This is a genomic window from Mucilaginibacter pocheonensis, assembly GCF_031456535.1.
GTDB classification, from domain to species: domain Bacteria; phylum Bacteroidota; class Bacteroidia; order Sphingobacteriales; family Sphingobacteriaceae; genus Mucilaginibacter; species Mucilaginibacter pocheonensis.
On record NZ_JAVDUU010000004.1, the window covers coordinates 1,038,320 to 1,060,244 of the forward strand.

21 protein-coding genes and 1 pseudogene are annotated in these 21,925 nt (G+C 42.2%); 15 read left to right on the forward strand and 7 right to left on the reverse strand.

Features of this window, described 5'->3' with window-relative positions; genetic code table 11:
- Window positions 1–30: 30 nt before the first annotated feature.
- On the reverse strand, window positions 31–1,380 hold the full coding sequence (locus tag J2W55_RS22585; RefSeq protein WP_310101557.1) for an alpha-L-fucosidase: 1,350 nt from the start codon (window positions 1,378–1,380) through the stop codon (window positions 31–33).
- 117 nt (window positions 1,381–1,497) lie between these two features.
- Here J2W55_RS22585 and J2W55_RS22590 point away from each other — a divergent pair, with 117 nt between their 5' ends.
- The 8 genes from J2W55_RS22590 to J2W55_RS22625 all read left to right on the forward strand — a co-directional run bounded on the left by J2W55_RS22590 (window position 1,498) and on the right by J2W55_RS22625 (window position 10,957).
- Window positions 1,498–2,679 (forward strand): ROK family protein, encoded by a 1,182-nt coding sequence (locus tag J2W55_RS22590; protein ID WP_310101560.1) that lies wholly within the window; start codon window positions 1,498–1,500, stop codon window positions 2,677–2,679.
- Between the two features lie 61 nt (window positions 2,680–2,740).
- Entirely contained in the window at window positions 2,741–6,031 is a 3,291-nt protein-coding gene (locus J2W55_RS22595) for a SusC/RagA family TonB-linked outer membrane protein (RefSeq protein WP_310101563.1), read from the forward strand.
- 18 nt (window positions 6,032–6,049) lie between these two features.
- Window positions 6,050–7,672, forward strand: a complete 1,623-nt coding sequence (locus J2W55_RS22600; RefSeq protein WP_310101565.1) for a SusD/RagB family nutrient-binding outer membrane lipoprotein — start codon at window positions 6,050–6,052, stop codon at window positions 7,670–7,672.
- Window positions 7,673–7,893: 221 nt separating this feature from the next.
- A complete protein-coding gene (locus J2W55_RS22605) occupies window positions 7,894–8,772 on the forward strand; it encodes a diacylglycerol/lipid kinase family protein (RefSeq protein ID WP_310101569.1) in 879 nt (292 codons plus the stop codon).
- Window positions 8,766–9,323: a protein-tyrosine phosphatase family protein gene (locus J2W55_RS22610; RefSeq protein WP_310101572.1), complete on the forward strand. Its 558-nt coding sequence runs from the start codon at window positions 8,766–8,768 to the stop codon at window positions 9,321–9,323. Before J2W55_RS22605 ends, J2W55_RS22610 begins: the two co-directional genes overlap by 7 nt.
- Window positions 9,324–9,675: 352 nt before the next feature.
- Window positions 9,676–9,993 carry an ArsR/SmtB family transcription factor gene (locus J2W55_RS22615; protein ID WP_310101574.1) on the forward strand — a complete coding sequence of 106 codons (318 nt, stop codon included), beginning with the start codon at window positions 9,676–9,678 and terminating at the stop codon, window positions 9,991–9,993.
- A complete protein-coding gene (locus J2W55_RS22620) occupies window positions 9,993–10,493 on the forward strand; it encodes an SRPBCC family protein (protein WP_310101578.1) in 501 nt (166 codons plus the stop codon). The genes J2W55_RS22615 and J2W55_RS22620 overlap by 1 nt, the downstream gene beginning before the upstream one ends.
- 35 nt (window positions 10,494–10,528) lie before the next feature.
- A complete protein-coding gene (locus J2W55_RS22625; RefSeq protein WP_310101581.1) occupies window positions 10,529–10,957 on the forward strand; it encodes a VOC family protein in 429 nt (142 codons plus the stop codon).
- Window positions 10,958–11,116: 159 nt separating this feature from the next.
- Here J2W55_RS22625 and J2W55_RS22630 read toward each other — a convergent pair whose 3' ends face one another.
- From J2W55_RS22630 to J2W55_RS22640, 3 genes and pseudogenes are all read right to left on the reverse strand, one after another.
- A complete protein-coding gene (locus J2W55_RS22630; protein WP_310101584.1) occupies window positions 11,117–11,578 on the reverse strand; it encodes a 5-fold beta-flower protein in 462 nt (153 codons plus the stop codon).
- Between the two features lie 196 nt (window positions 11,579–11,774).
- A pseudogene (locus J2W55_RS22635) lies at window positions 11,775–12,092 on the reverse strand (putative quinol monooxygenase); the annotation flags it as partial.
- Between the two features lie 41 nt (window positions 12,093–12,133).
- Window positions 12,134–12,652, reverse strand: a complete 519-nt coding sequence (locus J2W55_RS22640) for a dihydrofolate reductase family protein (RefSeq protein WP_310101586.1) — start codon at window positions 12,650–12,652, stop codon at window positions 12,134–12,136.
- Between the two features lie 147 nt (window positions 12,653–12,799).
- Between J2W55_RS22640 and J2W55_RS22645 the strand changes: the two genes are divergently transcribed.
- Window positions 12,800–13,219, forward strand: coding sequence for a winged helix-turn-helix transcriptional regulator (locus tag J2W55_RS22645; RefSeq protein ID WP_310101589.1), 420 nt, complete (start codon window positions 12,800–12,802; stop codon window positions 13,217–13,219).
- Window positions 13,220–13,264: 45 nt separating this feature from the next.
- Here J2W55_RS22645 and J2W55_RS22650 read toward each other — a convergent pair whose 3' ends face one another.
- Window positions 13,265–14,191 carry an EamA family transporter gene (locus J2W55_RS22650; protein WP_310101592.1) on the reverse strand — a complete coding sequence of 309 codons (927 nt, stop codon included), beginning with the start codon at window positions 14,189–14,191 and terminating at the stop codon, window positions 13,265–13,267.
- Between the two features lie 94 nt (window positions 14,192–14,285).
- Between J2W55_RS22650 and J2W55_RS22655 the strand changes: the two genes are divergently transcribed.
- Window positions 14,286–14,909 (forward strand): CGNR zinc finger domain-containing protein, encoded by a 624-nt coding sequence (locus J2W55_RS22655; RefSeq protein WP_310101594.1) that lies wholly within the window; start codon window positions 14,286–14,288, stop codon window positions 14,907–14,909.
- 261 nt (window positions 14,910–15,170) lie between these two features.
- The gene (locus J2W55_RS22660; protein ID WP_310101597.1) at window positions 15,171–15,986 is read left to right on the forward strand and encodes a nuclear transport factor 2 family protein; all 816 of its coding nucleotides are present in this window, start codon (window positions 15,171–15,173) and stop codon (window positions 15,984–15,986) included.
- Window positions 15,987–16,354: 368 nt separating this feature from the next.
- On the opposite strand, the gene J2W55_RS22665 is transcribed toward J2W55_RS22660, so the two are convergent.
- Window positions 16,355–16,828, reverse strand: coding sequence for a cyclophilin-like fold protein (locus J2W55_RS22665; protein ID WP_310101600.1), 474 nt, complete (start codon window positions 16,826–16,828; stop codon window positions 16,355–16,357).
- A 126-nt stretch (window positions 16,829–16,954) separates the two neighbouring features.
- Entirely contained in the window at window positions 16,955–17,521 is a 567-nt protein-coding gene (locus J2W55_RS22670; protein ID WP_310101603.1) for a DapH/DapD/GlmU-related protein, read from the reverse strand.
- Between the two features lie 163 nt (window positions 17,522–17,684).
- Here J2W55_RS22670 and J2W55_RS22675 point away from each other — a divergent pair, with 163 nt between their 5' ends.
- The 4 genes from J2W55_RS22675 to J2W55_RS22690 all read left to right on the forward strand — a co-directional run bounded on the left by J2W55_RS22675 (window position 17,685) and on the right by J2W55_RS22690 (window position 21,910).
- Window positions 17,685–18,533: a helix-turn-helix domain-containing protein gene (locus tag J2W55_RS22675; RefSeq protein WP_310101606.1), complete on the forward strand. Its 849-nt coding sequence runs from the start codon at window positions 17,685–17,687 to the stop codon at window positions 18,531–18,533.
- Window positions 18,534–18,702: 169 nt separating this feature from the next.
- On the forward strand, window positions 18,703–19,173 hold the full coding sequence (locus J2W55_RS22680; protein ID WP_310101609.1) for a (2Fe-2S)-binding protein: 471 nt from the start codon (window positions 18,703–18,705) through the stop codon (window positions 19,171–19,173).
- Window positions 19,170–21,317, forward strand: coding sequence for a xanthine dehydrogenase family protein molybdopterin-binding subunit (locus tag J2W55_RS22685; protein ID WP_310101611.1), 2,148 nt, complete (start codon window positions 19,170–19,172; stop codon window positions 21,315–21,317). Before J2W55_RS22680 ends, J2W55_RS22685 begins: the two co-directional genes overlap by 4 nt.
- Complete coding sequence (locus J2W55_RS22690) at window positions 21,314–21,910, forward strand: hypothetical protein (RefSeq protein WP_310101614.1); 597 nt, start codon at window positions 21,314–21,316, stop codon at window positions 21,908–21,910. The genes J2W55_RS22685 and J2W55_RS22690 overlap by 4 nt, the downstream gene beginning before the upstream one ends.
- Window positions 21,911–21,925 lie beyond the last annotated feature (15 nt).

Sequence of the window (21,925 nt, forward strand, 5' to 3'; positions counted from 1 at the left end):
TCGACTTCTGCTTTTGACTTTCAGCTCACGCTATTCATTGGTAAGAAATCCTCCTTTACCACGATAAAGGTCAAGCTTGCCGTTAAGTTCAATTTTTATTACCGACATGTATTTATCCTGCTGGTTTTCAGGAATAGGGATGTACAATAAGCCCGGTACAGCACTCCAGGAAATTTTGCCAACGATTTTATAGGATAACGGTGTATCGCTGCCAAGAACGCTTATCTTTTTGATATTGTTTTTTAAGCCTTTCACCAATACCGGCGCGCTTGTTTTTGCCGGAACAAACAGGTATACCGTGGTTGAATCTTTTGATAAAGTACTTGCGCCATAATAATGTCCCTGCGGCATACCTGCTATGGTATTAAAAACGCCCTCGCCGTTTTTTTTGTTCCATGCTCCTAATTCTTTAAGCATGTTCACCTCTTGTGGAGGGATACTACCGTCGCCTTTAGGGCCGATATCCAGTAGTAAATTGCCACCATAGCTTACGGCGTCGGTAAAAATGCTGATGATTTCATAAGGCGTTTTAAAATTGGTGTCCTGTGGCTGATAGCCCCAGTTATCGTTAATGGTCATACAAAGCTCCCACCAATTGTAGTTAGGCCTTGATACCGGGAAGTTTTGTTCTGGAGTATCATAATCGCCAAAGCCCTGAAGGCGTCCGTTTATGATGGTGTTGGGGTTGTAGCTTAATAGTTTTTGCCGCACTGCCGAAGCTTTCCATTCCTCGGCACTGTGTTCCCAGTCGCCATCAAACCACCAAAGATCGGGGTTATATTGTTTGGCAAGCTCATCCAACTGTCCGTTCATAAAGGTTAGATATTTGGCCCATTTTGCCGGTTGCGCATTAACCTGGTACCTGCTGCTATCTTTCAAAAAGCCCGGATAGTCGGCATGGCTCCAATCAATAAGTGAAAAGTAAGCCCCTGCTTTTACGCCGCGTGCGCGCAAGGCATTGTACAATGGTTTTAACAGGTCTCTTTTTGCAGGTGTTTTTTGTACCACATTCAGCGGGCCGTATTTACTGTTCCATAAAGCTACACCGTCATGATGTTTGGTGGTCATTACCGCGTAACGGGCCCCGCTTTCCTTAATCAGTTCTGCCAGTTCATCAGGTTGATATTGACTTGCCGTAAAGCCTTTTAACTGGCTCATGTAATCCGGATAGCTGATCTTTTTATTATGGAAGCTCCAGCTTTCGTCTATCCCTTTTACCGAATAGATACCGTAATGTATAAATATGCCCAGTTTGGCATCTGCAAACCACTGCATTTTTTCTTTGATTTCATCAGGATTTACACGGTGTTGCGCCTGGGCATAACCCGTGTATAACATGGTAAATAATACCATGAAAAGGCGTGATAGTTTTCTTCTCATTTTCAAAAGTAACTATTGATTTTATAAATCTTGATCATACTTTTTAAAAAAAATAAAAAGTTTTCTTTATTTATTAAATTAATTTATTTAAATATGCAAATATAACCTCCTGCTATTATGTTTCTTAAGAATATCGACCTTATTAAAGGGCTGTATTACAGCAAAGCAGCTTCCCTTAACGACCTGAGTATTTACACAGGCAGAAGCATCCCCTATGTAACTAAAGGGATAGCTGATTTAATTAAGTTAGGTAATGTAAAGGAGGTAGGCATACGGGCTTCAAGCGGAGGCAGAAAACCCGCAACTTACTCATTAATAGCTGATACCGGCTTTATCATTTCGGTAGCTATGAACCAGTTTTTGACAAGGATTGTGATTGTGAATATGAGCAATGAGTTTGTTGGCGAGGTGCAGGAGTTTGAGTTAAAGCTGAACGATAATAAAGATGCTATTCATTCATTAATAGCTTGTATCCGGGCCGTAGTTGTTAACTCAGGATTACCAAAAGATAAATTTTTAGCTACAGGTATCACCATGCCGGGCTTTATCGACGCGTTTTTGGGTAATAACCTAAGCTTCCTCAAATCTCCGGAAGAAACATTGGTAACTTATATTGCCAAACAAGTTGAACTGCCTGTATTTATTGAAAACGACTCGACGGCAATAGCTCTGGCCGAGCAAAAATTTGGACTTCCCATTGCCCGTAATAACTCCATGATCATAAACCTTGGTTGGGGCGTTGGCCTGGGGATGATTATCAATAAAGAGATCTTTAAAGGACATAGCGGTTTTGCCGGAGAGTTTAGCCACCTACCGCTTCATAAAAACGGAAAACTATGTTCGTGCGGCAAACAGGGTTGTTTAGAAACCGAAGCTTCTTTGCTGGCCATTGAAGCCAAAGCTGTTGAAGGTTTAAAGCAGGGAGAGATCAGCAGCCTGGTAAAATATGATGTCATATCTGCAGATAATATCATTGCCGAAGCGCTTAAAGGGGATGCCTTTGCTGTAAAAATCATTTCAGAAGCGGCTTATTTTATTGGCCAGGGCCTGGCTATATTGCTGCATTTAATGAATCCCGAAAGTATTATTTTAAGCGGGAAAGGGAGTGTCATTGGCAAATTATGGCTTAGCCCTATTCAGCAGGCCATGAATGAGCACTGTATACCACACTTAACCACCTACACCCAATTGGCGGTTTCAAACCTGGGCAACAACGCGCAATTGTTAGGGGGTGTAACCATGGTAATTGAAAACCTATATAAACTTAGTCCGCAAGCCGGTGTTTCCGAGCCTACATAAATATACCCAAGAACTTTTTTAACTCAATTAATCAATTTTCATGCAACAATTTTATCTAAACTTGAAAAGGTGGGTAGTACTGCTACTGCCCCTTTTTATCTCGGCAAATTTATTTGCCCAAACAAATGTTACAGGAGTAGTGCGCGATGATACCGGGCCCTTGCCGGGTGTAACTGTATTAGTGGTGGGTACAACAACCGGCGTACAAACCAATGCAAACGGTGCATACAGCATTAAAGTAGCTAAAGGTGCCGTACTTAAATTTTCATCTGTAGGCTACACATCAAAAGAGGTTATCGTTGGCGATAACCCTGTGATCAACGTAACGCTGACCGCAGGTAAAGGCGAATTAAACGAGGTGGTAGTTACCTCATTTGGTATCAAACGTCAGGAAAAGGCACTGGGTTATTCTACTACTACCATTTCTGCAAAACAGTTAACCGAAGCTGGTAATACCAATTTCGCTTCGGCATTGTATGGTAAAGCACCGGGTGTTAAGATCACTACGGCCCCGGGTGGCTCAAGCAGTGCTGTAAACGTGCAGATCCGCGGTATTAACTCACTTAACTACAATACTCAACCACTGTACGTTGTAGACGGTGTTATTATCCGTAACAACAGCGAGGCTGGTGCAGATGGCGCAAATAACGGTGGATACTGGTCTGATCAGCGGATCAGGGGTAATGGTATCCTGGATATCAATCCGCAGGATATAGAAAGCCTTACCGTGTTAAAAGGCGCGAGTGCGACAGCGCTTTACGGATCTGACGCTATGAGCGGCGCTATTGTGATTACTACTAAAAAAGGTTCAAAATCAAGGGGGCTCGGCGTTGATTTTAACTATGTAGGTACCGCCGAGCAGGTAGCTTTTACACCAAAATTTCAAAACGTTTACGGTCCTGGCTATGACCGTGCTACCAACCTTGCGGGTGGTTTTACCGAAGATGGCTGGTTAGCTGATACCAACTCACCATCGGGCTACAGGCCGCGTTTTAGCTCATACGCGCAATTTGGCCCTAAAATGGAAGGTCAGAAAATCAGGTGGTGGGATGGCGAGATCAGGGATTACACCCCACAGCCCAATAACTACAAGGATCTGTTTCAAACAGGCTATAGCTCAAATGCCAACATCGCTATATCAAACCAAACAGATAATGTTAACTACCGTTTGTCAGCAACCCGTTTAGATTATACTGGTATCCAGCGCGGTCAAAAACAACAAAAAAACTCTTTTAACTTAAATACCACTGTTAAGTTAAGCAATAAGATTAGCACGGACATCGTTGCGAGCTATGTAAATACCTTAACTCACAACCGTCCGTACCAGCTTAACCGGATTTTAGCCAACTTTGGGGGCTTTTTGAACCGGTCAGAAAAAGCGGATGTGCTATTGGATAACTATCAAACACCCGAAGGTTATAAATACGTAACGCTTGCTAACGCCGTCAGAAATCCATCTGATGCATTTAAATACAATATGAGTGGCGCCGATATTATGGACTTTTTTTGGACACAGTTAAAGAACAACGAGGATGAAACCGAAAACCGGTTGATCACCAGTGCTACTTTAAACTGGGATGTGCTTAAAAATGTAAAATTCAGGGGGCGTATTGGCAGTGATTACACAGGACGTAACACCGAATCGCAACAGTATAACGAATACCCGGTCGCATTTAATGGAGCATCAAGCACCGGATATTATGGTGTTACCAAAGCCCAGTATTCTACTACTTACGGCGACTTATTGTTAACCTATTCGCCAAAACTGACGAATGACTTGAGTATGTCTGTGAGCGGCGGTTACACCTCGCGCAGTGAAACTTATCGCGATCAGTCGTCAGGTACAAATGGTGGCTTAGTTACCGAAAACTTCTTTTCTCTATCAAACTCTTACGGTACGCAAACTACAACCGCCACCCGTGGTTTCCTAAAAAGTCAGGCTTTTTTTGGTATCTTAAATTTTAACTATAAAAACTACCTGTTTTTAGAAGGTACCGCACGTAATGAGTCGGCTTCATCGCTTCCTCCCAAAAACAATACCTATTTCTATCCATCGGTTAATGCTGGTTTTGTTTTCACAGATGCGTTTCAAATGCCTGAATTTATCAGCTATGGAAAATTAAGGGCATCATATGGTGTAGTTGGTAATAAACCGCCAAGGTATGTTCCTAACGTGTTATACAACCAATCGCCATTATCAACATCAACAGGTACTGTTACACAGCTTACTTATGACGCTACTTATGGTAACCTGGAATTAAAACCTGAAAAGAAATATGAACAGGAGTATGGTTTGGAGGCCCGTTTCCTGAAAGACCGTGTAGGTTTTGATTTCACTTATTATAGCAACCAGGTTAAAAATGTAATTATGGGGTTGAATATTGCCCCATCGAATGGCGCGGGAAACATAATAGCCAATGCCGCTACTTTACACAGTGATGGTTTAGAGGTTGGTTTCAGTGGTAAACCGATAACTGGTAAATTTAACTGGGATGTGCGTTTAAACTTTGCTATTAACCATTCAAAGGTAAACAACCTTGCCCCAGGTTTTGATAGGCTTACCTTTTACACCGGCGACCAGTCTGCCTTATTGGTTGTGGCGCAGCCAAACCAGCCAATAGGTAATATATTAGTTTATCCGATAGCCAAAGACGCTAATGGCAACAAAATCGTGAATGGCGATGGTTTATATACCATTGATAAAACGAAATATGTGAACGCAGGAAATATACAGCCTAAAATTGTAGGTGGTATTGCCAACACTTTCAACTACAAAGGTTTTTCTTTGGATGTATTGGTTGATTATCGTTTTGGCGGTAAAATGGTATCAAACCCATTAAAATATGGAACTGCCGCGGGTATGTATGAAAGTACTTTAAAGTATCGTGACGCAGCTCACGGTGGATTAGCCTATTACATTGACCCCAGTGGGGATAAGCATTTAGGAACTGCACCAAACGGAGGGAAAACCTATAACGATGGTGTTATACTGGAAGGCGTAAATGAAGGCGGACAAAAAAACAGTACAATCGTTGACGCGGCTTCTTACTATTTAAATACTTATGACTGGGGCGACAACTCGGTGAACGAAAACGCGATATTTAAAAATAACTACGTGAAATTGCGTGAAGTTGTGTTGGGATATAGGTTGCCGGCAAGCGTGAATAAAGCATTGCATCTGAATAATTTAAGGTTCTCTTTAGTGGGAAGGAACTTATTGTATGTATACCGCACGCTTAAAAATCTTGATCCGGAAGCGCCAATAGGCGACAAATGGTACAGGCAAGGTGTTGATGAAGGTTCATCACCAGCTACCAGGAGTTTTGGATTTTCATTAAACGCGAATTTTTAATAGCACAAGTCATTAATTATGAAAAAGAATTTTAAATATATAGGATACGCGTTTTTGCTTGCTTTATCATTGGGAAGCTGCAAAAAAAGCATCGACGAAAAATTTAATAATCCCGACAAAACGGCAACTGTAACTATTCCATACATGTTTACGGGTATGCTGAACAACACAAGGGTTAGAGCCGAATACTGGCAATACAGAACGTTTGTATTAACTGCTACAAGTTATTTTTCACAAACCTCTTATTTACCAAATACCAATACAGTTTATCAACCGAATGACGGTTATATGGGTAACCGCTGGGAGGATTTTTACCATCCAAACGGTTCGGCAAATGGTGTGTTGGCCTTGTACAAAACAATGGAGGTTACTTATAATCAGATGTCGGCCGCTGATAAGGCGAATAACGATGTGATCATGAATGCTGCAAGGGTAACTTTATATGATCAGGCATCACAAATGGTTGATTGCTGGGGCGATATTCCGTTTAGTGAGGCTGGCAGCCTGGAAACAAGCGCAACGGTTAAAAATCCAAAATTTGACGATCAGATAGCGCTTTACAAAAGCTTCATCGCAGGTTTGGATGCTGCTTCTACGTATTTTAAAACCGCTACATTGTCAGACCAGGCCACTAAAGCGTTTACCAATCAGGATATCCTATTAGGTGGTAGTGTGAATAAATGGAGAAGGTACGCTAACTCTATTCGTCTGCGCCTGCTGATGCGTATGTCTTTTTATGACGAAGCCGGATCAAAAGCCGAAGTGGCTAAAATGCTGGCCGATCCAACATCATATCCATTGATTGATGGCGATAACTCTCCTAGTTACAATCCTGCAGTTACAGATGTTTTGCTAACTCCATTAACCACCTATACAGGATCGTTGCAAAGTGCCCTTACCGAGGGTAATAGCAATGGCGCGCCAGATTATATGTTGAACACAGTAATGTTGCCAGCCAATGACCCCAGGATACCTGTAATATTTGATAAGGGTGTAGATATGACAGATCCGAACAACCCGAAACCGAACAAAGATTATAGGGCCCAGGTAGTTACAATGCCAAGTGAAGAAGGCTCAAGAACATTTACCCAATATTCAGTTGTTAACCCAACTACTTTTTTAAACAATAATAAACTTCCAGGTATCGTGATTACTGCACCAGAGGTTAACTTCCTGAAAGCTGAAGCCTTTGAGCGTTGGGGAGGCGGCGACCCGAAAGCAGCTTATGAAACAGCAGTAAGCCAATCTGTTTATTTCTATTTTTATCTGAATAGTTTAGGTACGGGTGTTAAGCCAGTATTGAGCACAGCAGATATACAAGCATTTCTTTTTAATAGCACCACTACAGTTCAGGGCGGACCAACTGTGCTGTATGCAGGTTCACAAACAGAAAAGCTGGCAAAAATATGGATACAGAAATGGGTGCATTTTGGCTTTATGCAAGGTACCCAGGCCTGGAGCGAATACAGACGTACAAAATATCCTAAACTTACGTTTCCAAGCACTGGTAAATTGACCAATTACACTACGCCGCCAACCCGGTTAGTATATCCAAGTATCGAAACTGGTTTTAACAGTCATTATAATGACGTAAAAGCAAAAGATACACGTACAACAAAGATCTTCTGGGATGTAAAATAAGACGCCAGATAATAGTTGATTGAAAAGCTGCCCACGGTTGTGGGCGGCTTTTTTTGGCTGTAGTTATTTACCTGTCGAATTATGGTTGCATTTTTGAATTGTTTGGAACCAAAAACACCGAATAAATATTTTTGAAGCAGGAGACTGTCCTCCTATTTTAACCCTGTGTTAACAAGTATTTTTATTGAAACAATTAACCGTTAATTTTCTTACAGTAGGAAATGAAAACTGGTAAGCTTTTTATATTGATCAATCCGGCCGCAGGCAAAAACGAGCCCATCCTTGAAACCATCAATGAAGTGTTTAAGGATAGCGGCCTGGAACTGAACGTGCATATATTAGCCGAAAATGAAGACCCTGCAGCATTGGTGAGCGAAGCTGCTCAAAATACTGATGTCGTAGCTATCTATGGCGGTGATGGCTCCGTCACTGCCGCATCCGGGGCTTTGATCGGCACCGATACGCCATTAGCTATTATCCCTGGTGGCACCGCAAACGTCATGGCCAAAGAATTGAGTATTCCCCAGGATGCCGAAGTTGCCCTACGTCTTATTCGTGATGGCAATTACCAATTGAAACGGATTGATACCGGCGTGGTGAATGACCGTCCATTTCTGTTACGGGTAAACCTGGGCATTATGGCCAGTATGATTACCGAAACCGACCCTGAACTGAAAGACAAACTTGGCCAATTTGCCTATGGCCTGGCGACGATTAAAACCATCCGCGAAGCCGAGCCTGTCACATACCAGCTAATGCTTGACGGCGAGCACATCACGGCTACCGGCGTTTCGCTAACCATTACTAATTCCGGCAGCCTCGGTATAGGAGATCTGCAATTGCAGCCCGGTATCAGCGTCAGTGATGGCTTATTGGATGTGGTGCTATTGAAAGATGCCGGCCTGACTTCGGTGATCAAAGCGGCTGGCGGTAGTCTGCTCGGTCGTGAAACCGAGGCCGTTTGCCACCGGAAAGCTAAAACCATCACCGTTACCCTGCCCGAACGACAAACTTATCTCTGCGATGATTGCGAAGACCAGGCCACACAACTCAGTCTTCACATCGTTCCCGCATCTTTAACCGTCATTGTACCATGTTGAGCAAACTGAAAAGTGTCCTAACTGTCCTGATTATCTTCTGGCAAAAGATATGGGATAACGTTTATCGCTTCTTTAATGGTATACCGACCCTGAAACGCAGCCAGATCACCGCCAATTTATTTATAGGCAGCCAGTACAGCCTGATCGGTCTGCAGAAACTCAAGGCCCTTGGCGTTACCGCCATCGTCAATATGCGCGAACACCCGACATTCCGGGAATCGCAATATGAAGGCTTTCATTATTTACACCTGCCCACGGTAGACAATACTCCGCCGCCATTGGAAATACTGATCAAAGGTGCCGATTTTATCACCAGGGAAATTGAGAACGACGGCAAGGTATATATCCATTGCCGCCAGGGTCTGGGCCGGGGCCCGACTATGACCATTGCTTATCTCATAAGCACCGGGCTGACCTATGACGATGCTGTCGCAATGGTCAAAAAAGTGCGCACGTTTATCAATCCGCGTCCATCGCAGATCGCTCAATTAAAAACACTGGAAGGATACTACAAGGAGCACCCTAAACCAGTTAGTTTGACAAAAAAATAATTACACGCTGTGCCAGTCCGGTCAGCAAACCTTCTGCGCCGAACATAGTAGGCTTGTACGCATTCTCAAATTGTACGATTGCAGCAATAAAAAAGGCACAGTCTAAAAATCAATGATTTAGCCCTACTCTGGCGAGTATTTTTTGTTCCTCACACATTTTGATTGTTTTGCATTGCACAAAATTAATGGCCCTTGATTTACCGGCGATTTAAATACACTGATAAATGGATATTTGGTAAAAATAATAGCTACCCACAGTTTCCAACCCCAAAATAAATACAAATAAATTTGCGCAACTCAAAAGTTGCATATATATTTGCAACCTAAAGGTTGCTTATTTAAATACTGTAAAATGAAACAAGATATATTCCAGGCCATAGCCGACCCTACACGCAGGGCTATTCTAACCTTACTCGCCATACAGGCATTGACGCCAAATGTGATGGCCGAAAAATTTGATATGACGCGGCAGGCCGTATCGAAACATATTAAAGTGTTACACGAATGCGAACTGGTTAAAGCTGTACAGAGCGGCAGGGAAATTTATTATCACTTTAACGCGAAAAAGATGCAGGAATTTGACCACTGGTTAGCCCAATTCAGACAAAGCTGGGAGACCCAATTTAACCAACTTGACCAATTATTAACAACAATTAAAGAACAGAAATAATGAATAACGATTTGCTATTTGATTTTAACGTTGACAAAACAGCCAAAACGGTTTACATAATCCGGGAGTTTAATGCAACGCAGTCTTTGGTATGGGATGCCTTTACCAAAGCCGAATTACTGGATCAATGGGGGGCTCCTGCGCCTATGCGCGCCAAAACCAAGTACATTGACTTCAAAGTAGGCGGGCGGCGATTTTACGCGATGATAAGCCCCGACGGGCAGGAGCGTTGGTCGGTACAGGAATTTACTTCTATTACGCCGAAAACTAATTTTAAGATGTACAACGCGTTTGCAGATAAGGACGAAAATCGTGAACTGCCGGGTTCGGAGTGGGATTACAACTTCAGTGAACAAAATGGTATAACCAAAGTGAACATTACCATTTATAATGAATCGTTCGAACGATTAGAGAAATTATTAGAAGGCTTTAAGATAGGCTTCACCATGACCTTAAAAAACCTGGAAGAGCTATTGTCCACTTTATCTTACCAAGCATAAAAAGAAAATTTAAAATTACTTTAAAAATAAAAGCTATGAGAACAATTAACCCCTGGATCAACTTCAACGGAAATGCCGAAGAAGCGTTTACTTTTTACAAATCAGTTTTTGGCGGCGATTTCGCAAAAATCATCCGCTTCGGCGACCTATCCAGCCCTGAATTTCAGGTTGCCGAGAACGAGGCCAACAAAATAATGCACATAGCTTTACCAATAGGCAAGCACAATATGCTAATAGCCAACGATGTGCCCGAGTTTATGGGCCGGGTAAACGAAAGCGAAAACAGGTCGAAAATAGTTGTAAGTGCCGAAAGCCGCGAAGAAGCCGACAAGGTATTTAAAGGGTTATCGGCAGGTGGAGAAGTTGAAGGGGACATTGGTGACACCCCATGGGGCACCTACGCGGGAATGTTTAGGGATAAATATGGCATTGAATGGATTGTGGAATTTGACTCGAGCTTATAACGGATAAGTTTATGCGCTTTAAGATTAATAAACAACCCCCACTTAGTGGGGGCTTTATTCTAACCTCTGAAAGAGCGGAGATAATATTTGCCACCATAGCCAAGAAGACTGCTGCCTTTTTCGTCCTTACCAAAGCTAATTAGTTTTTGCCAATTTTATTTAACGTGTCTTTTTTGCCGCTGCTAACTTCTTTTGTTCAAGGAAGAAGCAATGAGCTGCACAGGCATGTAGTTTGTAATTCTTATGAGCATATCCCCAGCTATGGCCTTTGGGATCAAGTATCTCACATTTTGCGTCGTCAACGTTCTTTAATTGCAATACTTCTTCGCCATTATTGTTGTAATAATTGCCGTTTTTTGCAGCTTTGCCAAGCTTGTTGCCTTTGGTATCTAAAACGTTGCCATCCCGGTCAATGAAATACAAAGTATGGCCCTGGTTGTCTTTAACAACGTTGTCTTTGGTGATGTACCCAAGTTTTGTACCGGAGTGATTGTGTATGCTGCCCTTACCATCAATGGTGATGAAGGAATACTTCGTTGAATCTTTTGCATGCTGAGCAAAAGCATTGGCGGCAAATACCATGATTGCCGCGAAGATGAACAGGTGTTTTAACTTTTTCATGATTGGAGTTTTTTACAAAGAAAGGAACGGTCTGTTGCTAAAACCATGACCTTAAACAGTGCAAATAATGACGTTGGTCAGTTTTGCCGCGATTGCATCATTTTCTGCCTTTGCTTTAAACGTGTCATCAGAAACAGAATAGCGTTGGTAGTACCGAATAATGATTTTTTAAATAAGTCATTATATTACAAGTCGGTTATTTCGTAGTGTTAGTTTGTAAATTTTCAGCCATTGACAGCATTTCATTCCAATAAGTAAATTCTGCTTTACCATCAAGAAATGATTCGGCAATCTTCATAAATGCGATCATGTGCGGCGTTTGCATGTGAGGACCAAGAAATATGTCTTTTGATGTCCATTTTTTTATGATCAGCAGTCGCTGAGGATCGCCCGGATCGTCGTATACCTGAATACCCTGGCAAGCATTTTCCTGTTCAATAACTATTTTAATTACCTTTTCCAGTTCAAGTTTTGCAGTTTCCATTTTATCGGGCTTTATTCTTCCGGTAATTAAAACTGTTACAGGTTTTCAATAGCTACTTTTAATGGTTTAGTTTATTTTTTTTGTACATGATAATGAAGTTGAACAGTATTGTCATTCAATTTTGATACCTGCAACAGGTTTAGCTTTAACTCGCCGGTAGTATCTTTTAACAATGGCAATCCGGCATCAAATAGAACGGGCTCAACGATAAAATAGATTTCATCGACCAATCCGGCATTTATAAATTGACTAATGGTCATTGTTCCCCCAATAATTAACGCTTCTGTATACCCTTTGTCTTCCAATGCTTGTTTGATTTCAGCAGGTTTGTCATTGGTAAATTTGATGGTGGGATTGTCTGGCTTTGCGGTTACATCTGTTGTTAGGACAACGGTTGTTCCTTCGTCTTTAAGCGGTAAGTAATCAGGTGCAATGATATTATAAGTCGTTTTACCCATAATCACGGCTTTAAATTTCTGGCACATAGCATACATGCCCTGACCATATTCAGGAGAAAGCCAATCCGATACATTTCTTGAATTTGAAATAAGTCCGTTCGCCGAGGTTGCGATATATACACTGATTTTCATTTTTATAATTTTTATTTATTTAATAAATTGGTACTGTATATTTTAAGATATGTTGCTAATCCTACGCAATCAGATTTAAGTAAAATTGAGGACATTTTGTACCGTGTGCAATAACTGACAAAATTGTTAGTGATCAAACCTATAGCTATGAGAAAAAAAGAATCGACCGATTATGCCAATGAACAATCATTATTTCAACTTTGCGAACGCAATTCAGCTATCAGTATGATAAGCGGACGTTGGAAAGGACAAATCGTTTATTACATCTCTCAGGGTAATGATCGTTTTCATCTGTTACAACAGAAATTACCCAATATCTCCGAGACGGTATTAGCCAGACAACTAAAAGAATTGGAAAACCACGCAATTTTGGTAAAAAGGGAAATACCAAATACGGTTCCGGCGGGTATAAAATATATATTGACCAACAAAGGTGTTGACCTGGTTCCCATTTTAGACAGCTTATGCAGTTGGGGTAAATTGTATGCAGATGGCAAAAAGATAATAGTTCCGGCAGAAAAAAGGACTATTGCCATTGCTGAAACGGAAGTTGAGTTAATCCCTTAAACAACGCTCATAATTAACTGACCAGGGAAACTCTTTAGTTTGAGGTTAGTTATTAACAACTTTCTGTTTGTTCATCTGCGTAATGACCACTCCGGTAAGCACTATTATTAAAGCAATGATTTGCATATGGGCTATAGGTTCTCTGACCAATAGCCAACCCATTAAAATGGCGACAATTGGATTAACATAAGTGTGTGTGCTAACGATAGCGGGGGGCAGTACGGTAATCAGCCAGTTAAACGATATATAGGCAACCAGCGACCCCATCACTATTAGGTAAAGCAAGCCGCCCCAGGCCCCGGCAGGTATCGCTTTTACAGAAAAAGTGAACCATTCACCTGTGCAGCCTGCTATTAATGCCGAAAATAAACCCGCGGCCAGTAGTTGTACGGCGCTGTTTACGGTGTTGCCTGATCTTGTAGAAAGATTATGGTTGGCATATAAACCACCCACAACCCAGGACATTGCGCTCAGTAAGGTAATTAAAACACCAAGAATTGGATGCTTGTGCGTAGGATTGGAACCCGCGGGAGCAAAGTATGCGAATACCGCGATCCCTGCGAAACCAATTACTAAACCAGCGATGATCCACCTATTGGAAAAATATATCGTCCATCGCCGGTGGTCAAATAATACAAAAAACAAAGGTTCTGTCGCCACGATCACCGCTGCAAACCCCGAACTGATATACTGCTCACCTACAACAACGAGCCCGGAACCACCGCTAAGCATTAAAATGCCGCTGATGATCAAAATGCGCATGTCTTTGCCTTTTGGCCACCCCTGCTTTTTAAATAATATCCAGCAACTAAGTATTATTCCGGCGATCAGATACCTGAAAGCCGATATGGTAAAAGGCTTGAAACCCTTTAATGCATAAGCAATAGCAAGGTAGGTAGTACCCCAAACAAAATAGATAGAAATGAAGGCAAAAAGCAGAGCAAGCCAGGGCTTTCTTTTAATGGCATTCATATTAATACTTTAAAAAAGCAATTACCAGCGCAGATATTAAAACTACACACCGTTAAAAATTGTTTTGATGGTGTTATTTTTTTAAATTTAACTCATGAATGAAATAACCACTATTCATACTATGACGTTTGATGGCGGCGACGTTTGTTTTGATTTCATTAATTCCGGTTATGACCGAAAAAAAGGGGTAATCACAGAAAGACTGCATTCTTACCAGGACCTTTTAACACTTGTTGAGCGCTTAGCCCTTTTTGACGAAATTACATTGAAAAACTTGAAAGAATTCGCTTTAGTAAACGAGAGAGAAGCCGAAAAAGCACTGAATAAAACCCTAAACATCAGGACCTTATTGTATCAGTTATTTGAAGGTATCGCGTTAAAACTCACTCAAAAATTCGAACAGCGAATTTTAACTGAATTAAATTTCACCTTTGCAGAAGCTCTTCAATTCAAAGGGATTTCAGTGGAAGGAGATCGGGTGCAATTTACTTTTAACGCCGCATTGGCCGGTTTGATGGCGCCGATTTGGAAATTTGTATTATCCGCTTACGACTTAATAGATAACTGCGATATGCAGTTCATACGTCAATGTGAGCGCTGCGCCTGGTTATTCATTGATAAAACTAAAAATCATCGTAAAAAATGGTGTTCAATGGAATCCTGCGGAAATCGGCAAAAAACAAAAAAATATTATGCGAATAAGAAGCGGCATAAATAACATCAGAGTTCGATTAAGCACAACTAAAGAATATTAAATCATTAATAATAGACACTGGCGAAACAATCATCTTTTTTGCAAAGATCAGGTACCGGGCCTGCATTTTGCTGCTGCACCCTAAACACTGCATAATCCATTTGAGTTGATTAAAAAATATAGCACATAATTGAAGACGTTTATGTTTTCATATGCATACATATATGTATATATATGAAACATTTGTTATGAAACCCTGTTTTTATTCCATAAGGAGATCACTATATGGGCACTACAATAGAGTTAATAGACAGGGAGGAACAGATCAAAACTGTTTTAGAAGAAAGAATTTCGTCCATTCACGACAAGAACTTACAAGGCGTATTGGATTTGTATGCGCCCGACGTAGTTTCTTTTGACATAGGAGAACCTCTGCAAAACAATGGGATCGGAACAATTAAAACGCGTTTAGAGAATTGGTTTGCATCTTATCAGAGCCCGATAAACCAGGAAATGAGCAACTTGGTAGTTAGTGTTGGCGAAGAGGTTGCCTTTTGCTTTTGCCTGGGCCGCACCTATGGTACAAGTATAAAAGGAGAAAAATTTGATATGTGGTATCGTGTTACAACCGGATTTCGAAAATTTGGCGACAAGTGGTTAATTACCCACGACCATGTTTCAGAACCCATTGATCTGAAAACCGGCAAGGGTCTTTTTGATCTAAAACCTCAGGATGAATCAAACGGTATAAAAACGGAAAATCGAATTTCCCTGTCAGATAAGGCAAGGATGTGTTATCATGCTTACGAATCCAAAGACCGAAAAGCTATAGAGGATCTGCTAAGCATTGATTTCACCTTTACCAGCCCAAATGATAATCGGATCGACAAAGTTACTTACTTGGAGAGATGTTGGCCTTTTAGCGAAGAAAATCCAGTATATGAATTTGAAAAAATGCTTGAAGAGGGAAATGAGGTATTGGTTATTTATAAATGCACTACTAAGAATCAAAAAACAATTAAAAACACTGAACGCATAATTTTTGAAGGACAAAAAATCAAATCCATTGAGGTATACTTTGGTAATTCAATCAATGCATAGGTTCTGAATGTCATGCCCGGCGCCAATGCCTGTTTCGAGCCTCAAATCCTTGATCAAATTTCAACTCCATTAATCTCAGCTTGTATTTTGCAATCACAGTTGATATAACAAAAAGCAAAAACTTGTCTTTTATATTTAAATCGACTCATAACCCTAAGGTCGACAGTTCGAGTCCTGCTCCCACCAGCGAAGAACATTTATTAAAAAGTCATGACTGGTTTTGATCAACTTCCATCGTCACTTTACAACCGGAAAGACTTTTATAAGATCAACATCATAGCGTAAGCTTTTATTCCTTCAAATATATGCCTTTATAAGTTTGACCTCGTTTAGCATACATGAGTAAATTGTAATACTGGTTTAAGCGCCTACTCTAACTCATAGATGACACGCACATTTCCCGAACCAAGCGCAGATGCAAGCCCATTGGGATTATTGATCCGGCCAAGTTTTGTATAAATGTATGATGTAGAAAATTCCTTGTAAAACAACACAACCGTTGAGGAGCCGTAGAGCATAAGGTCTCCATTATGTATGGTTCCGGGGTTAACAGCATTCGCAGGCAGAGTCCGGGGCAGATCAAAGAATTTTTCGTTCCCATTCAATTCCGTCATATCAATAGTGAGGGGCAGCAATGCTTTAAACGCTGTGGCTGCCGGGCTATCATACAGCGTTACTGTAAAGGAACGGTTCCCGATCGTTATTTTCATTTTACTTCCGTTTGGCGTAGGGTTAGCAGTCACATTGTTTGCATCATTTGTACCTGCACTATCTTTTTTGCAGGATGCACAGCTTGCAGAAACTGCAAAGACGCAGAAAATGAGTAAAAGCAAATTTTTCATTTGTTCTTATGGGTTAACATTTTCAAGTTTAAACAGGCGATCAAATCGCATTGTATGATCTTTGATGTTGTCTTTCATGACGCTATTTATTTTTTAATAAATTTTTATTTCAAGGTATAAATAGAGCTATATGTTTTTAATGATCTTTGCCGGTATTCCGGCTACAACAGTATTGTCGGGTACGTTTTTAGAAACCACTGCTCCGGCAGCCACAACCGCATTTATCCCTACGGTCACGCCGGGTAAGATGGTAGCCCCTGCACCGATCCAGGCATTACGCTTGATCAGGATCGGCAGGCATATCATGCTCTTGCGCTGTGCAGGGTCAAGCGGATGGTTCTCTGTGACCAGGTTAACTCTTGGCCCGATCTGTACATCATCTTCGATCGTGATTCCGCCCATATCCAGAAAAGAACAACCATGGTTAATAAACACCCCTTTTCCTAACTTAATAAAGCACCCAAGGTTGGTATGAAAGGGAACAAAAAGCGTGGTAGTGTCATCGACCGTGGTGCCGATAATATTGCCGAGGATCTTGCGTGCTTCTGCTTTGCTTGTTGCCGCATTAAGTTTCGGTGACAGCGCCATCGTCTGATCAACGATCTTATTAACTGTCAAAAAATCAGGGTCATTTAGTGAAACTACCTCACCAATCCTTAGTCTCTCAAATATGCCTTTTTCTTGCTTTTCCATATGATAAGGCAAAGTTCGTCAGGATAGCCAGATCAAGCTTTATACAGGATACTGATTTATTTACCACTTTTACTGATTGTTATAATAACAACCTTATAGTAGATAAATTTGTTCCATGGAAAAGATGCACAGATTTGATACGGTTAAACAGTACAATGACCATATGGAAACGGAAACATTGCATCCCATGGTCAGCGTCGTGAAGTTTAACGAAACGCCACAGATCCTGAAGTTTAAAGCTTACTTTGACATCTATGCTATATTTCTGAAACTGCAGAAGTGCGGTGAATTAACTTATGGTTGCCAGCCCTATGATTATGAAGACGGAACACTGATCTTTGTTGGGCCCGGACAAGTGTATTCAGTGGATGGTGGTGATAAGCCTATAACCTCAAAAGGATTTGGTCTGGTCTTTCACCCCGATCTGATCAAGGGAACACACTTAGGTAAAATTATCCGTGATTATTCATATTTCTCTTACGAATCCAATGAAGCGTTACATTTGTCTAAGAAAGAAAGAGCGTCTATTTTGGAAATCTTCAAAAAGATCACGGAGGAAGTAAACCAGAACATCGACACCCATAGCAAAACGCTGATCGTTTCTAATATTGAACTGCTATTGAATTACTGTATGCGCTACTACGACCGGCAGTTCATTACCAGGTCCAATGCCAATAAAGATTTTTTAGTGCGTTTCGAAAATCTGCTAATTGATTATTTTAGTTCAAATAAGCCACAAGCACTTGGACTACCCAGTGTAACATGGTGCGCAGATCAGTTACACTTATCTGCCAATTATTTTGGCGACCTGATCAAAAAGGAAACCGGCACTACGGCATTGGATTATATCCAGTCAAGAGTTATTGATGAAGCAAAGAGAAATATATTTGACGCGGGAAAATCTATAAATGAAATAGCTGGTGCGTTAGGGTTCAAGTATCAGCAGCACTTTACCCGGCTCTTTAAGCAAAAAACGGGTATAACGCCGAATGAGTACAGAAGGCTAAACTGATTAAATGGTACTTTAAGAATTTATTAATTGCTTACTTGACTTACATAAATCGCGCACTCCGGCTTTGCTAAGAAAGGTAATATAGGTCTAAGGACGTATAGCAAGACAAAACGTTTTGACATATAATTGCCGGGTTTTTATTTTATATTTATTTACTAATCACCTGCTTATGATCAACATTAACGTTAACGGGCAAAATCATCATATCGATGCCGACCCTAACATGCCCCTTCTTTGGGCCATCCGGGATATTTTGGGTTTAACCGGAACAAAATTTGGTTGTGGCGTAGCCCAATGTGGTGCCTGTACGGTGCATTTAAATGGCGAAGCCGTGCGTTCCTGTGTTACAAAAGTTAGCCGCGCCGCCGGCCAGCAGGTCACCACCATAGAAGGATTATCACTTAGCAGCGACCACCCTTTGCAACTCGCCTGGCAAGAGGCGGATGTGCCTCAATGTGGTTATTGTCAGTCGGGGCAGATTATGTCTGCCGCCGTTCTCTTAAAAGAAAACCCCAACCCAACTGACGAGGATATTGATAATGCGATGTCTGGCAATATTTGTCGCTGCGGTACTTATATACGCATTCGGAGTGCTATACATCAGGCTGCCAAAATGCAGCGGGAAGGAGCCAAATCATGAACCGCCGTAATTTTATACAATCGGGGGCGCTATTGGGAGGTGGCCTCCTCGTTTCCTTTACTATTCCTGTAGCAAATAAACTTGCTGCCCTGGTCACTCCGGTTGGTGAAGGCTCTTTTATGCCAAATGCTTTTTTAAAAATCGGCACCGACAATAGCATTACGGTTTACCTGAGCCACGTAGAAATGGGCCAGGGAGTATGGACCACCTTGCCAATGTTACTGGCAGATGAGCTGGACGCTGATCTGGATAAGATCAAAATAGAACATGCAGGGCCGGGCAAGGCTTATAATCACACCGTTTACGGCATACAGATCACCGGTGGCTCAACCTCAACCTGGTCTGAGTTTGACCGCTACCGCAATGCCGGCGCAACAGCAAGGATATTGCTTACGCAAGCGGCCTCGCGCCGGGCCGGGGTTGCAATAACTGCCTGCCGAACCGAAAAAGGCTATGTAATAGCCGGTAACCAGCAATTTACTTATGGAGAACTGGCAACAGAGGCAGGAAAACTTCCCGTCCCCGAAAAAGTGACTTTAAAACCCCCTTCTGATTGGAGGTATATTGGAAAAGGCTCCAAACGTGTGGATTCGCTGGTTAAAACTAATGGGCAGGCAAAGTTTGGCATAGATATGCAATTCCCCGGATTACTGACTGCCGTGGTAGCCCACGCCCCGGTGTTTGGTGGCAAGGTAAAATCGTTTGATGCATCTAAGGCAAAAGCAGTGCCGGGCGTTAGGCAGGTTGTTCAGATACCTACCGGTATCGCTGTTATAGCTGATCATTTTTGGGCAGCACAGCAGGGACGCAAAGCGTTACAAATAACCTGGGATCATGGCCCCGGAGCAATGCTGAATACAGCCGCACAAACGAAGGAATATAAAAAACTGGCGGAAACCAAGGGGTTGCCCGCACAGGAAAAAGGCGATGCAGACGCAGCTCTTAATAAATCGGCCAAAGTGCTGTCGGGTGAATATGTATTTTCATATCTGGCCCATGCGGCGATGGAGCCGCTGAATTGCACGGTGAAAATAGACGGAGATCGATGCGAGATATGGACGGGGACACAAATGCCAGGCATTGATCAGGTCAATGCGGCAAATGTATTGGGCTTTAAACCAGAGCAGATCAAATTGAACATCCCTTTTCTCGGCGGTGGTTTTGGCAGGCGTGCAACGCCAGGCTCGGATTTCGTGGTGGAAGCAGTTCATATTGCAAAAGCCAGCGGCAAACCTATCAAGATGGTATGGACACGTGAGGATGATATGAAAGCGGGATATTACCGGCCGTTTTTTGTGCATAATGTCAAAGTCGGATTAGACAAAAAAGGACTTCCGGTGGCCTGGCTGCATAATATCGTTGGACAATCAATCATGGGGGAAGCTAAAATATTTGGTCCGCCACCCAAAATAGATAATACCTCGGTTGAAGGAGTTAAAGATTCGCCTTACCTTCAAACGGTACCCGATCATTATGTCGGGCTGCATACAACGAAGGAACTTGTGCCTATTCTATGGTTTCGGTCCGTAGGCAACACGCATACCGCTTATGCAATGGAAACCATGTTGGATGAACTTGCACATTCAGCGGGCGAAGATCCGGTAGACTATCGCGTGAAACTCTTCAAAGACCATCCCCGCCATTTAGCTGCGCTCAACCTGGTAGCTGATAAAGGAAACTGGAAAAAAGAACTACCTGCGGGTCGGTTCAAAGGCATAGCTATCCACGAGTCCTTCGGTAGTTATGTGGCTGTCATGGCAGAGGTTAGCATCAGCAATGGTTCAGTGCGGGTACATAAAGTAGATTGCGCCATCGACTGCGGACTGCCGGTAAATCCTGACGGAGTTAAAGCGCAGATGGAAAGCGGAATCATCTTTGGTCTTACTATGGCGTTGTATGGAGAACTTACCATCAAAGACGGGCAATTACAACAAAACAACTTTTATGATTACCGGATAGCACGCATGAACGAGTGCCCCGAGATTAATGTGCATATTGTTGAAAGTAATGAAAAGATGGGTGGCGCCGGCGAATGCGGTGTGCCGCCAACCGCGCCGGCCATTGCGAACGCAATTTTCGCTGCTACAGGAACCCGTATCTATAATTTACCGATAGTTAACCACAAACTGATACAAAAGGCATGAAAAAGTTAACCATTATAAGCTTGATCGCATTTACCGCGGGTGTGGTTGTGTTATCTTTTAAAGCAGACGACAGCAAGCATCGCAAAAGTGTGGTTATACACAAAGACAGCATCACATCCGTGAAAGCCTTTAAGCAAGTATATACTGTGCTGATGAGTTCGCGTTGTATGAACTGTCACCCGGCGGGAAATATTCCCCTTCAGGGAGATGACAGCCATTTACACACGATGTCGCCTCAAAGAGGTGTTGACGGCAAAGGAGTTTATGCAATGAAATGTGCTAACTGTCACCAGCCTACCAACACACCAGGCTTACACACGCCGCCGGGAAACCCAAACTGGCACTTGCCGCCGTCAAATATGAAAATGGTGTTTCAGGGCCGTACTCCACGGCAACTGGCCAAACAAATCATTGATCCTAATCAAAATGGGCATAAAAACATACAGAAACTGATTGAGCATGCAGACGATGGCCTGGTGCTGGCCGCCTGGAACCCGGGTGAAGGAAGAAAGCTGCCACCAATGAGTCACGCAGCGTTTAAGAAAGCCTGGTTAACCTGGCTAACTACCGGGGCTTATGCACCAGCCAGATAATTTGGAAAATTAAAA

Coding starts and splice junctions, on each gene's coding strand:
- J2W55_RS22585 (WP_310101557.1), bottom strand. CDS start 1,380: ATGAGAAGAAAACTATCACGCCTTTTCATGGTATTATTTACCATGTTA.
- J2W55_RS22590 (WP_310101560.1), top strand. CDS start 1,498: ATGTTTCTTAAGAATATCGACCTTATTAAAGGGCTGTATTACAGCAAA.
- J2W55_RS22600 (WP_310101565.1), top strand. CDS start 6,050: ATGAAAAAGAATTTTAAATATATAGGATACGCGTTTTTGCTTGCTTTA.
- J2W55_RS22605 (WP_310101569.1), top strand. CDS start 7,894: ATGAAAACTGGTAAGCTTTTTATATTGATCAATCCGGCCGCAGGCAAA.
- J2W55_RS22610 (WP_310101572.1), top strand. CDS start 8,766: ATGTTGAGCAAACTGAAAAGTGTCCTAACTGTCCTGATTATCTTCTGG.
- J2W55_RS22615 (WP_310101574.1), top strand. CDS start 9,676: ATGAAACAAGATATATTCCAGGCCATAGCCGACCCTACACGCAGGGCT.
- J2W55_RS22620 (WP_310101578.1), top strand. CDS start 9,993: ATGAATAACGATTTGCTATTTGATTTTAACGTTGACAAAACAGCCAAA.
- J2W55_RS22625 (WP_310101581.1), top strand. CDS start 10,529: ATGAGAACAATTAACCCCTGGATCAACTTCAACGGAAATGCCGAAGAA.
- J2W55_RS22630 (WP_310101584.1), bottom strand. CDS start 11,578: ATGAAAAAGTTAAAACACCTGTTCATCTTCGCGGCAATCATGGTATTT.
- J2W55_RS22640 (WP_310101586.1), bottom strand. CDS start 12,652: ATGAAAATCAGTGTATATATCGCAACCTCGGCGAACGGACTTATTTCA.
- J2W55_RS22645 (WP_310101589.1), top strand. CDS start 12,800: ATGAGAAAAAAAGAATCGACCGATTATGCCAATGAACAATCATTATTT.
- J2W55_RS22650 (WP_310101592.1), bottom strand. CDS start 14,191: ATGAATGCCATTAAAAGAAAGCCCTGGCTTGCTCTGCTTTTTGCCTTC.
- J2W55_RS22655 (WP_310101594.1), top strand. CDS start 14,286: ATGAATGAAATAACCACTATTCATACTATGACGTTTGATGGCGGCGAC.
- J2W55_RS22660 (WP_310101597.1), top strand. CDS start 15,171: ATGGGCACTACAATAGAGTTAATAGACAGGGAGGAACAGATCAAAACT.
- J2W55_RS22665 (WP_310101600.1), bottom strand. CDS start 16,828: ATGAAAAATTTGCTTTTACTCATTTTCTGCGTCTTTGCAGTTTCTGCA.
- J2W55_RS22670 (WP_310101603.1), bottom strand. CDS start 17,521: ATGGAAAAGCAAGAAAAAGGCATATTTGAGAGACTAAGGATTGGTGAG.
- J2W55_RS22675 (WP_310101606.1), top strand. CDS start 17,685: ATGGAAACGGAAACATTGCATCCCATGGTCAGCGTCGTGAAGTTTAAC.
- J2W55_RS22680 (WP_310101609.1), top strand. CDS start 18,703: ATGATCAACATTAACGTTAACGGGCAAAATCATCATATCGATGCCGAC.
- J2W55_RS22685 (WP_310101611.1), top strand. CDS start 19,170: ATGAACCGCCGTAATTTTATACAATCGGGGGCGCTATTGGGAGGTGGC.
- J2W55_RS22690 (WP_310101614.1), top strand. CDS start 21,314: ATGAAAAAGTTAACCATTATAAGCTTGATCGCATTTACCGCGGGTGTG.